Annotated in this window: 10 protein-coding genes and 1 pseudogene; 7 read left to right on the forward strand and 4 right to left on the reverse strand. The window is 67.4% G+C overall.

Features of this window, described 5'->3' with window-relative positions:
- Positions 1-466 (forward strand): annotated as a pseudogene (locus ACFTZB_RS36560) (transcriptional regulator); the annotation flags it as partial.
- Between the two features lie 4 nt (positions 467-470).
- Here ACFTZB_RS36560 and ACFTZB_RS36565 read toward each other — a convergent pair.
- Positions 471-1,190: a nitroreductase gene (locus ACFTZB_RS36565; RefSeq protein ID WP_378439398.1), complete on the reverse strand. Its 720-nt coding sequence runs from the start codon at positions 1,188-1,190 to the stop codon at positions 471-473.
- A 59-nt stretch (positions 1,191-1,249) separates the two neighbouring features.
- Complete coding sequence (locus tag ACFTZB_RS36570) at positions 1,250-2,428, reverse strand: CaiB/BaiF CoA transferase family protein (RefSeq protein ID WP_378439400.1); 1,179 nt, start codon at positions 2,426-2,428, stop codon at positions 1,250-1,252.
- A 178-nt stretch (positions 2,429-2,606) separates the two neighbouring features.
- Here ACFTZB_RS36570 and ACFTZB_RS36575 point away from each other — a divergent pair, with 178 nt between their 5' ends.
- A complete protein-coding gene (locus ACFTZB_RS36575; protein WP_378439402.1) occupies positions 2,607-2,981 on the forward strand; it encodes a DUF2255 family protein in 375 nt (124 codons plus the stop codon).
- A gap of 90 nt (positions 2,982-3,071) precedes the next feature.
- A complete protein-coding gene (locus tag ACFTZB_RS36580) occupies positions 3,072-4,145 on the forward strand; it encodes a low temperature requirement protein A (protein WP_378439404.1) in 1,074 nt (357 codons plus the stop codon).
- A gap of 27 nt (positions 4,146-4,172) precedes the next feature.
- Here the strand turns inward: ACFTZB_RS36580 and ACFTZB_RS36585 are convergent, their stop codons facing one another.
- Positions 4,173-5,039, reverse strand: coding sequence for a helix-turn-helix domain-containing protein (locus ACFTZB_RS36585; protein ID WP_378439406.1), 867 nt, complete (start codon positions 5,037-5,039; stop codon positions 4,173-4,175).
- Between the two features lie 228 nt (positions 5,040-5,267).
- Between ACFTZB_RS36585 and ACFTZB_RS36590 the strand changes: the two genes are divergently transcribed.
- Both ACFTZB_RS36590 and ACFTZB_RS36595 read left to right on the forward strand, forming a co-directional pair.
- The gene (locus tag ACFTZB_RS36590; protein ID WP_378439408.1) at positions 5,268-6,194 is read left to right on the forward strand and encodes an alpha/beta hydrolase; all 927 of its coding nucleotides are present in this window, start codon (positions 5,268-5,270) and stop codon (positions 6,192-6,194) included.
- A 36-nt stretch (positions 6,195-6,230) separates the two neighbouring features.
- On the forward strand, positions 6,231-7,157 hold the full coding sequence (locus tag ACFTZB_RS36595; protein ID WP_378439410.1) for an alpha/beta hydrolase: 927 nt from the start codon (positions 6,231-6,233) through the stop codon (positions 7,155-7,157).
- A 79-nt stretch (positions 7,158-7,236) separates the two neighbouring features.
- On the opposite strand, the gene ACFTZB_RS36600 is transcribed toward ACFTZB_RS36595, so the two are convergent.
- Positions 7,237-8,559 (reverse strand): MFS transporter, encoded by a 1,323-nt coding sequence (locus tag ACFTZB_RS36600; protein ID WP_378439412.1) that lies wholly within the window; start codon positions 8,557-8,559, stop codon positions 7,237-7,239.
- Positions 8,560-8,835: 276 nt separating this feature from the next.
- Between ACFTZB_RS36600 and ACFTZB_RS36605 the strand changes: the two genes are divergently transcribed.
- Both ACFTZB_RS36605 and ACFTZB_RS36610 read left to right on the forward strand, forming a co-directional pair.
- The gene (locus tag ACFTZB_RS36605) at positions 8,836-10,377 is read left to right on the forward strand and encodes an aldehyde dehydrogenase family protein (protein ID WP_378439414.1); all 1,542 of its coding nucleotides are present in this window, start codon (positions 8,836-8,838) and stop codon (positions 10,375-10,377) included.
- A 41-nt stretch (positions 10,378-10,418) separates the two neighbouring features.
- Positions 10,419-11,255, forward strand: a complete 837-nt coding sequence (locus ACFTZB_RS36610) for a mycofactocin-coupled SDR family oxidoreductase (RefSeq protein WP_378439416.1) — start codon at positions 10,419-10,421, stop codon at positions 11,253-11,255.
- Positions 11,256-11,305 lie beyond the last annotated feature (50 nt).

Genomic DNA, 11,305 nt, shown 5'->3' on the forward strand with positions numbered 1-11,305 from the left:
GTACGCGCCGGTCTTCGCGCGGGCGACGGGAGTGCCGAACCTCGTCCGGTTCATCTTCTTCGACCCGCACGCCGACGCGGTGTTCCCGGAGTGGAACACCGCGGCCGACGACGCCGTGGCCCTGCTGCGGGTGGAGGCCGCACACTCACCCCACTCGACCGTCGTCACCGGGCTCGTCGGCGAACTCGCTACTCGGAGCGAGGAATTCCGCACACGCTGGGCCGCCCACAACGTGAAGGCCCATCAGCACGGCGTCAAACAGTTCCGCCATCCGGACGTCGGTGACCTGTCCCTGACCTACAACGTCTTCGACATCACCGGCGCGGGCGGATTGTCCCTCGTCGGGTACACCGCGGAACCGCAGTCACCGTCCGAGCAGGCTCTGCGCCTGCTCGCGATCGTGGCCGCGACCGACCGCGCCCCGGCCGGTCCTGCCACCGATACACCGTCCACGGCAACCGAATAGGTCGTTACCGGTCCTGCCAGGTGACGACCTCGTCGAGCGTCGCGCGTGCGGTCCGGTAGCTGTTCGCCGGGTGGTCGAGATCGGCGTAGCCGAAGGAAATCCCCACCAAAATCTTGCGGTCGTCCGCGATGCCGAAATGCTCACGGATGAAGGGAGACTGGCTCGCCAGGGCAGCCTGCGGGATCGTGGCGATCCCCAGGCTCCGCGCCGCGAGCAGGAGGGTGCCGAGGTACAGCCCGGAATCCACCGCGCCGTACACGCCCTGCTCGGCGTCGGTCGTGATGATCGCGACGTGCGGAGCGCCGAACAGGCGGAAGTTCTCGAACGACTGGCGTGCAGACGCGGCGCGATCACCACGTTCGACCCCCACGGCCTCATACAGCTGCCACCCGCTGGCCCGGCGCCGGTCGCGGTAGACCCCGCGGTACTCCGCAGGCGGATCGAACTCGAACGCGGCGCCGTGCTGCTGCGCGTACTCCGCGAGACCGTCGCGGAAACGCTCGGTTCCCGCACCGCTGGTCAAGACGACCTGCCAGGGCTGCGTGTTGCACCACGACGCGGACCGCTGCGCGAGCGTGAACATGCGCTCGATCAGCGGTCGCGGGACCTCGCGCGGCTCGAACGCGCGGCAACTCCACCGTGTCGCCAGCAGGTTCTCCAGCACGGCGGACTCGTCGTCGACGGGACCCACCACGATCCCTTCGGTCGATACATCGGCAGACATCGATTACTCACCCATCGTCGTTCGAATACGGAATATGTGTGCCCCGGGCACGATCAGGCTCAGGGCTCGACGAACAGAACGTCCGCCTGCACCAGGTCGTCGATCTGCTCGGCGGAGTACACCTCCGCGGCGACGTCGCGGCTGTCGGCGCCGACCCGCGGCGCGGTGCCCGCTCGATCGGGGCGTTCGCCCGCGAACCGCCACGGCGGCCGGATCAGCGCCAGCCCGTCCTGCTGTGGTTCGACCAGTTCGAGCCATTCCACCTGCTCGTGCTCGACGAATCCGGTCATCGACAGCACCGGGGCGAACGGCACGTCCGCGGCGGAGAGGGCGTCCTCCCAGTGCTGCAGCGACTGCTGCTCGAACTCGGCTTCGACGATCTTGGCCAACTCATGGTAGTTCGACTCCCGGGGGCGGTACTCGGCGAAGCGGGGATCCTCGGTGAGATCCATCCGGTTCATCGCCGTGCACAGCGAGCGCCAGAATTTCTGCGAGGACGACAGGTGGACGGCCAGGTACTCCCCGGTGGCAGTCTTGACGCAGAAGTTCTGCGCCTGCGGATGCCTGCTCTGCCTGCTCGGGTCGTATCCCAGCTCGAAGGACTGCGTGATCCCATCGGTCGCCAGAACGCTGACAGCCTCCATGATCGACGTCTCCACGTGTTGCGGCGAGCCGGTACGCAGCCGTCCGACCAGCGCCGCGAGGACACCCGTTGCCGTACTCAGACCGGTGATCAGGTCCGCGCTCAGCCCGCCGGCCAGCTGTGGCCGGGCGTCGTCGCCGAACAGGGAATAGAGACCGCCGAACGCATGCCCGATCGTGTCGTAGGCGGGGCGGCTCGCCAGCGGGCCGCCCGAGCCGAACCCGGTCACCGACCCGTAGACGAGGTCGGGTCGCAGCGCGCGGCACTCGTCGGGTCCGAGTCCCAGCGCCGCCAACTTGCCCGGTCGCAGGTTCTCGAGGACGACGTCGAAGTGCGGCACGAGAGCCTTGACCAGCGCAACGCCTTCGGGACGCTTCAGGTCGATCGACAGGCTCCGCTTTCCGGTGTTGTACTGGCGGAAGTAGGGGCTGCCGTCGTTCTGGTGGCGGCGGAAGTCCTCCCCGACGACCGGCTTCTCCACCTTCACGACCTCTGCGCCGAGCGCGCACAGGATCGATGTGGCGAACGGAAGGGCGATGTACCCCCCGATCTCCAGGATGCGGATCCCGTCGAGCGGCTTGTGCTGCATGGGCATGCCTCCATGTGTCGCGAGTAACAATATAATACATTATCCACCATTCGGCGGATGTCAAGGGGCGAAACCCTGCCTACAGGGGGGCCAGCAGCGTCTCCCTCCCGCACCGGAACCGCTCTACGCTCCGACCAGGGAGATCGCCGCGGACCTCCGCACACCGACATCAGGAGATAACGACATGGCATGGCACAGCGACCAACTCGACACCATCGGCCACACCGAGGAACTGCACATCAGCAGCTACCGAAACGACGGCTCCCTGCGCCGCTGGATACCGATCTGGGTCGTGCGCGTCGCCGACGACCTCTACATCCGGTCCGCGTTCGGCCCGGACGGCGGCTGGTACCGCAACGCGATGCGGAACAACGTCGCGCGCATCAGCGCCGACGGCATCGAGACCGACGTGACCCTGCACCTGGCCAACGACCCCGCGACGAACGCCGCGGTCGAGGCGGCGTACAAGGCCAAGTACCGCAGCCAGCCCGCCGCGCTGGAACCGATGGTCGCCGATACCGCCGCCGAAACGACTGTCCGCCTCGACGCCGCCGGATAGGATTCTGGGCGCCGAGGAGGAATCCATGATGGTCAGGCAAGCCCGCAGCACCCACCGTGAGGTCTCGCCGCTCGAGCTGTTCTCGACCTGGTGTTCGTGCTGGCGATCGGTCAGCTCACGCACCACCTCGTCGACCACCTGACCTGGCACGGCGCCGCCGAAACCCTCGTGGCCCTCGTTGCGGTGTGCGGGGTCTGGGCGTTCACCACGTTCGAGGTCACCCTCCTCGACATCGAACGCACCGCCACCCGGGCCGTGACGATCACGGTGATGGGCCTCGGCCTGTTCATGAACGCCGGCATCGGGCACGCCTTCGACGAAAGCCCGTGGCTCTTCATCGTTCCCATGCTGCTGGCACTGATCGGCCCCGCCGTCTACGCGGCGGCCACCGCCCCGACGCCCAGCCTCCGCACGCACTTCCTGCACGTGCTGATCTGGTTCGCGGTCTCGGCGCCGTTCTGGGTGGCCGGCGCCGCACTCGACCCGGAATGGCGACTCTGGCTGTGGGCGGTGGCCGCGCTCGTCGATCTCGTCGGCACCTGGAGCGCACACCCGCTGCCGGGCGGACGCACGCAGACGCAGCAACTTCCGTTCGACGCGGAGCACATGCTCGAGCGGATGCGACTGTTCCTCATCATCCTGCTGGGCGAGACGGTCCTCACCCTGGGACGTGTGATCGCCGCCCATCATTCCGACGCACTGACGCTGGCGCTGGCGGCGGGGTGCTTCGTCGCGCTCGTCTGCCTGTGGGCCGTCTACTTCGGGCGCGCCGAACAGATCGTGGAAAGTCATATAGCCGCCACCGAGAACCCGATCCGATCCGTGCACATCGGGATCAACGTGATCTACGGCGTCGTCACCGGCCTCGTCATGTTCGCCGCGGGCAGCGAGTTGGTGCTCGCCCACGCCGGCGACGACCGGGCGGGGGTCGGCGGCGTCCTGATGCTCGCGGGTCCGGCGATCTACCTGCTCTCGCACGCGATCTACTTCCGGCTCACCACCCACACCGGCTGGGTTGCGCGCGCCGTCGGCGCCGCCGTGCTCGCATCGGCCTCCGTCGCGGCGTACTGGCTGCCGTCCTACGCCGTCGTCCTCGCGCTGGTCCTCATCCTCCTCGCGGTGGCCGTGACCCTCACCAGGGACGCATCGTCGAGCGAATCCTGAACTCGCCGTAGCCCGCTTCAGGGAATTTCAGGAATGCTGATGCGCCACGCTGTCGGTGGCGATCCAGCTGGACAGCAGGCGGAGGGCCTCCTCGGAGGAGGAACCCGGCTCCGCGGTGAATCCGTACAGGGTGAGACCGGCCGCGCTGGCCACCTCGAGCGCCTCGAAGCGCAGCGTGAGGTCGCCGACGACGGGATGATGGAACCGTTTCGTTCCGCGCCGGTGCGCCTTGATGTCGTGTGCCGCCCAGCGAGTGCGGAACTCGTCGCTGCGGGTGGCGAGCTCGCCGACGAGACCGGTGACCGCCGTCGAATACGGCGACCGCGCCGCCTCCACCCGCAGCATCGCGACGGCGTCGTCGGCCGCGTTGTTCCAGTCGGGGAACGTCTCGTCGGCGCGGCGGTCGAGGAAGATGAACCGGGCCAGGTTGGGTGCGCCGTCCACGCGGTCGTACACGTCGGCGTACAGCGCGCGACCGAGCGCATTGGCGCCGACGATGTCGAGGTGACCGTTCTGCACGACGGCCGGGGCGGTGATCATCGCATCGACGAGCGCCTGGACCGGCTCCGGCATCTCGACGCGCGCCCGGGCGGGCTTACGCCTGCGAGGCTTCGTGGCCGCAGCGCGGGCGAGGGTGAACAGATGTTTCGTCTCCTCGTCGTCGAGTCGCAGCGCGGTGGCGATGGCGTCCAGCACCTCGTCGGACACGCCCGCGACGCCGCCGCGTTCGATCTGCACGTAGTACTCCGCGCTCACTCCGGCGAGCATTGCGACCTCCTCGCGACGTAGCCCGGCGACCCGACGTCGGCCGCCGGCGGGCAGGCCCACCTGGTCGGGCGTGATGCGTGCGCGACGGGTCGTCAGGAAGTCCTTGATTTCCTTGGCGATCTCCATACCTGCAGCCTAGGGACCTCCGACGGCCCGAGGGAGTGGCTGCCGGTACCCCCGATAACCGGCCTCTGGTAGGGCCCCGCGGATCGCAGCAGAGTGATGAGTGCGGGTCGAGGACATCGTCCACGACGCAGTGACATCGAGCGTCCACGACGCAGTGACATTCAGCGTCCACGACGCAGTGACATTCAGACCGTCGGGCTCCGGCGGACGACGAAGGGAAATCAATTCATGGCCACGGAGAGGATCGAGACCGTAAGCGTCAAGACCCCGTACTGGGACATCGCGGCGGACATCTACTTCCCGCCCGGATTCGACGAATCGAAGAAATACCCGGCCATCATCAGCGCACACCCGATCGGCAGCTGCAAGGAGCAGACCTCCGGCAACGTGTACGGCACCGCCCTCGCCGACGCCGGCTACGTCGTCATCGCATTCGACGCCAGCTACCAGGGCGCCAGCGGCGGCGAACCCCGCTTCATCGAAGACCCCGCGCAGCGGGTCCAGGACTTCAGCTACGTCGTCGACCACCTCGTCACCGTCCCCTACGTCGACGCCGACCGGATCGGTGTGCTCGGCATCTGCGGTGGCGGCGGATACTCCATCAGCGCCGCGAAGACCGACCGTCGCATCAAGGTCGTCGGCAGCGTCGTCGGCGTCAACTTCGGCCACCTGCTGCACGAGGCCTTCAGTGCCTACGACCCGATCGCCACACTGGACGCGATCGCCGCGCAGCGCACCGCCGAGGCCCGCGGCACCGAACCGAACGTCGAGAATCTGCTGCCGCCCACCGTGGACGCGGCGGCCGGGATGGGACTCGACGTGGTCGAGGCCACCGAGTACTACAAGACGTCCCGCGGGGAGAAGCCCAACGGCGCCACCCGCAGCCTGGTCTCACGACGAGCAGCGGGATACGGCTGGGACGCCTTCACCCACGCCGAAGTACTCCTCACCCAGCCGCTGTGCGTCGTCGTCGGCGACAAGCCCGGCGCCTTCGGCTCCTACCGCGACGGCCTCGAGATCTACCGCCGCGCCCGCTCCGAGAAGAAGCAGCTCGTCGTCGCCGAAGGCTTCTCGCACTACGACCTGTACGACCAGCCCGAGCCCGTCAAGCTCGCTCTCGACGCCCTGATCCCGTTCTACGACACCAACCTCTGACCGAACATCACAACCCCATCAGAAAGAGACACAGCAATGGACAGCATCACCTTCCCCAACGGCCCGATCGCCATGGCCGGCAACCTGTTTCTGCCCGACAACTTCGATCCGCAGAGCAGCTACGCGGCGGTCGTCACCGTGCACCCTGGCGGCGGTGTGAAGGAGCAGACCGCGGGTCTGTACGCCGCGAAGCTGGCAGAGGAAGGCTTCGTGGCACTGGCCTACGACGCGTCCTTCCAGGGTGAGAGCGGCGGCGAACCCCACCACCTCGAGGACCCGGCAGCGCGAGTCGAGGACGTGCGCGCGGCCGTCGACTTCCTGCAGAGCCTGGACTACGTGGACGCCGAGCGGATCGGTGTTCTCGGTGTCTGCGCCGGCGGCGGATACGCCGTGAACGCGGCCCTGACCGACTACCGGATCAAGGCCGTCACCACCGTCAGCGCCGTCAACATCGGCACCTCGTTCCGACGCGGTTGGTACGGAACCGACTCCGACGCGGCCGCGGTGCCCACACTGCAGGCCGTCGCGCAGCAGCGGACCGCCGAGGCCCAGGGCGCCGACCCGGCGTACATCCCGTACGTTCCGGAACAGCCGGACGACAGCACTCCGCGCGACCTGGTCGAGGCGCACGACTACTACCTCACCCCGCGTGCGCAGCACCCGAACGCGAAGAACAAGCAGCTGTTCACCAAGAGCATCTCGCGGATCTTCACGTTCGACGCGTTCCACCTGGTCGAGGACCTGTTCACGGCACCGCTGCTGATCGTGGCGGGCAGTGAAGCCGGTTCGCTGTGGATGTCCACTGAACTGCACAGCCGGGTTCGCAGCCCCAAGAAGCTGGTGGTCGTCGAGGGCGGCGCCCACATGGACTTCTACGACGTGCCGAAGTACGTCGACCACGCCGTGGCGGAGGCGACCCCGTTCTTCCGGGAGAACCTCGCGGCTCGCGCCGGCGAGAACTGATAACACCGGCCCGATCAAATCCGCCCGAGCTCCTGGGATCACCAGGGGCTCGGGCGGACTCGGCTCGGCCAGTGTCGGATCAACTCGCGCTGACGGTCTGCCGGTTCCGGCTCCGGTCCTTCGCCGGATCCGCAATCACCACGGCGAGCAGCGCCAGAACCGCGCTGACGGCGCCGATCAGCTGAAACGCCGTCTGGTAGCCCGCGACCGGCGTGGCGGCCGCGTCGAGGATGATGCCGGTGGCCAACGGCCCGACGACGCCGCCGATCGATTGCATCGCGAGGAATGCTCCTAGGGTCCCGGCCAACTGCCGGGGCGGGCAGATCTCCGACATCGTGGCCGTGAAGAGCGGGAACACCGAGATGGTCAGGCCGTAGGCCAGGGAAATCGCGGTGACGGTCAGCATGCGTGACGGAATCGTCGGCAGCGCGAGCAACAGGCCTCCGGCGATCATGATGCCGATCGCCGGCGCGACGACCCGGACCGCGCGCACCGATTTGCCGCGTGCCACCGCACGGTCACTGAGGTACGAGCCGCCGATCAACGCCGCGAAACCGACGAAGCTCGGGAACGCGAACATCCAGCCGGACTGGAGCTGCGAATACCCGAGACCCTTCTCGAAGTACGAGGGAAGCCACTGCAGGACAACGCTGATCAGCATGTACGCGGGGATCACCGCGAGGAGTCCACCGAGGAACGTACGCGAGTACACGATGCGGCGCCACGGCACCGCGGGTTCGGCGGTGCCCTGTTCCGCCCCGGGCTTGCCCACACCGAGGTACGGGCCGGGACGCCACGTGAGCAGCCACGGAACGACCCACAGCGCAGATGCCGCGGCGAGCACCAGGACGGTGGCCCGCCATCCGTAGGCGTGCATGATGAACGCCAAAGTGGGGACGACGACGATCTTTGCGATGGTCGTGCCCGAGGTGATCATTGCGCCCGGCAGCCCGCGCTTGGCCGGTGCGTGCCACGAGTAAGCGGCCGTGTGCTGCAGGGCCGAAGCCGGGCCCTCCGCCATACCCAGCAGCGTGCGGCTGATCAGGAGCGCGACGAACGTCGCCCACACGATCAACGGCAGCAGCACCACGCTCCACAGGACCGCGATGAGCGCGATCGCCCACTTCAGCGTCAGCATCCGGTTCAGCGGACCGGCGAGGAACCCGCCGAGCGAGTAGGCGAGGAAGAAGATGCTGCCGGTCATGCCGATCTGGGTGGCGGACAGGTGCAACTCCTCGCGGAGCGGCACCGTGATCAGGCCGAAGACGGCCTTGTCGGCCGAGCTGAGGACGTACAGGGTCACCAGGAGTCCGGTCAACCCCCATGCCCTACCACGAGATTCGGATCGGCTGCGCTCGCGCTGTGGCGATTCAGCCACCGTCGATGGTGCCGTTGGTGACATGTCGGGGTTCCAATCTGCTCGTGTGCGGATCCGCACTTGCTGCAAGCTGCACATCGCGTGCGAGACCGGCTGTCCGGCGAGGTCGTTCGTCCGGAACAGCCGCGCGGTGATTGTGTATCACACATTATCCATTTTTATGAAATGGATCTCGGCGGCCGCGAATTGAGACCGGCCTCACTCTTTGCTTCTCGGTGGCCGAGAAAGCCACTTCCGCCCGTGTCGCCTCCGGGCGAATCTCGGACCCACCAGATCGGGAGTCGAGAACGGAGTGTGCGCATGCGAGACGAAGGCCCCACGGTGACGAAGAACGGGATTCCGCACTATCGGATGTTCATCGACGGCGGGTGGGTCGACACTGCGGAGCGCTACGAGATCGTGAACCCGGCCACCGAGGACATCACGGCGACCGCGGCGAAGGCGACGACGGATCACGTCGATACCGCGGTCGCTGCCGCGCGACGCGCGTACGAGGAGGGTTCCTGGCGCCGGACACCGCCCGTCGAGCGGGCCGCCGTACTGGACAGGGCCGCAACCGCTCTCGCCGCCCGGATGGAGGAGATCGCGACGATCAGCTCCCGCGAGACCGGAATGCCGATCCGATCGGCGCTCGCGATCGCCGTGGGATTTCCGCAGATGCACCTGCAGTACTACGCCGAGCTGACCCGCACGTTCGAATGGGTACGGCCGGCACCGATTACCGGCCAGGTACTGCACAGCGGGCTCGTCAAGAAGGAACCGGTCGGAGTGTGCGCCGGAATCTGTCCGTGGAACTTCCCGGCGAGCATCGCCGTGTGGAAGTCGATCCCCGCGTTGGCGGCCGGCAACAGCGTCGTCCTGAAAGTGGACGAGAAGACTCCGAGTTTCGCCCTCGAACTGGCGGCGATACTGCGCGACGCGGGCCTCCCCGAAGGTGTGCTCAACGTCGTGATCGGCGACGGTCCGACGGTCGGTGAGCACCTCGTCAAGCACCCCGATGTGCGGCTCGTGTCCTTCACCGGCTCGACCGCCACCGGCCGCCGGGTGATGGCCAACGCGTCCGAGACGATCAAGCGCGTGCTGTTGGAATTGGGCGGCAAAGGACCGAACATCGTCCTCGACGACGCCGACATCGACCTCGCCGTCGACGGCACCATCTACGGGTTCGTCCTGCACGCCGGTCAGGCCTGCGAGTCCGGCACCCGACTGCTCCTTCCGACCTCGATTCACGACCAGTTCGTCGACCGTCTCGTCGCGCGGTTGGAAACGCTGAAAATCGGTGACCCCCTGGATCCGTCGACCGACGTCGGCGCCGTGATGAATGCGGCGCAGCGCGAACGCATCCTCGGCTACATCGAGAGCGGCAAGACCGAAGGAGCCCGGCTCGTCCACGGCGGCGGAACACCTGCGGGTCCCGAGTTCGACCGCGGCTTCTGGGTTCAACCGACGGTGTTCACCGGCGTCACCAACGACATGCGCATCGCGCGCGAAGAGATCTTCGGACCGGTGCTGTCGATCATCGCCTACGACTCGGTGGACGAGGCCGTCAAGATCGCGAACGACACCGAATACGGCCTGGCCGCCGGCGTCTGGAGCCGGGACAACCAGCGCGCACTGGACGTCGCAGACCGACTCGAAGCCGGCTCCGTGTGGATCAACGACTGGCACAACATGTCTCAGCATCTCCCGTTCGGCGGCCACAAGCAGAGCGGGATCGGTCGAGAGCTCGGCCCGGACGCACTCACGGAGTTCACCCAGGACAAATCCATCACGGTCGACATGTCCGGCGATCTGAGCCGCCGCGCCTACGGCCTGGTCCTCGGGACACCGCCGCAGCACTGAACAACCGACAACCCATTCAGGACACGAGAAGGGACAGGCAGATGCCGAGACTCGAAGGAAAGGTCGCATTCGTCACGGGGGCGGCGCGCGGTCAGGGGCGGGCGGAAGCGCTTCGCCTGGCACGGGACGGAGCCGACATCATCGCCGTCGACGTCGCCGCACCCGTCGAGACCAACGTGGCTCCGCCGTCGACACCGGCGGACCTCGAAGAGACCGAGCGGGGCGTGAAGGCGCTGGGCCGCAACGTCGTCACCGCCCAGGTCGACGTGCGTGACTACGACGCCCTGAAGCATGCGCTCGACGAAGGTGTGCGGCAACTGGGCCGGCTGGACATCGTCGTCGCCAATGCGGGGATCTGGTCGTACGGGCTCAGCGAGGAGGTCACCGACCTCGAATGGCAGGTCACGCAGGACGTCGTCCTCAAGGGCGTGTGGCACACCGCCAAGGCCGCGATCCCGATTCTCAAGCGCCAGGGAACCGGCGGGTCGCTGATCTTCACCAGTTCGACCATGGCGATCAAGGGGATGCAGAACTTGTCGCCGTACGTCGCAGCCAAGCACGGCGTCGTCGGGCTGATGAAATCGCAGGCGCTGGAGTTGGCCCCGTTCGGCATCCGAGTCAACTGCGTCGCGCCGACGTCGGTCAACACGAAGCTGATCCACAACGCGCCGACGTACGCGTTGTTCGCGCCCGACATCCCCGAAGCGGAACGCACTCCCGACAGCGTGGCCGACCGGTTCGCCACCATCCCCGTCATGGACGTGCCCTGGGTGGAGCCCGAGGACATCGCCAACGCGGTCGCGTTCCTCGCGTCGGACGAGGCGCGCTACGTGACAGGCCTCGAGCTCAAGGTCGACGCCGGACAGACGCTCAAGTAGGTGGGTAATTCCCGCGGCGAAACCTCGCATCCCACCGGATGCGAGGTTTC

This window comes from Rhodococcus sp. NPDC057014 (genome assembly GCF_042673295.1).
In the GTDB taxonomy this organism is placed as follows: domain Bacteria; phylum Actinomycetota; class Actinomycetes; order Mycobacteriales; family Mycobacteriaceae; genus Rhodococcus_F.

Coding starts and splice junctions, on each gene's coding strand:
- ACFTZB_RS36595 (WP_378439410.1), top strand. CDS start 6,231: ATGGACAGCATCACCTTCCCCAACGGCCCGATCGCCATGGCCGGCAAC.
- ACFTZB_RS36570 (WP_378439400.1), bottom strand. CDS start 2,428: ATGCCCATGCAGCACAAGCCGCTCGACGGGATCCGCATCCTGGAGATC.
- ACFTZB_RS36590 (WP_378439408.1), top strand. CDS start 5,268: ATGGCCACGGAGAGGATCGAGACCGTAAGCGTCAAGACCCCGTACTGG.
- ACFTZB_RS36605 (WP_378439414.1), top strand. CDS start 8,836: ATGCGAGACGAAGGCCCCACGGTGACGAAGAACGGGATTCCGCACTAT.
- ACFTZB_RS36575 (WP_378439402.1), top strand. CDS start 2,607: ATGGCATGGCACAGCGACCAACTCGACACCATCGGCCACACCGAGGAA.
- ACFTZB_RS36565 (WP_378439398.1), bottom strand. CDS start 1,190: ATGTCTGCCGATGTATCGACCGAAGGGATCGTGGTGGGTCCCGTCGAC.
- ACFTZB_RS36600 (WP_378439412.1), bottom strand. CDS start 8,559: ATGTCACCAACGGCACCATCGACGGTGGCTGAATCGCCACAGCGCGAG.
- ACFTZB_RS36585 (WP_378439406.1), bottom strand. CDS start 5,039: ATGGAGATCGCCAAGGAAATCAAGGACTTCCTGACGACCCGTCGCGCA.
- ACFTZB_RS36610 (WP_378439416.1), top strand. CDS start 10,419: ATGCCGAGACTCGAAGGAAAGGTCGCATTCGTCACGGGGGCGGCGCGC.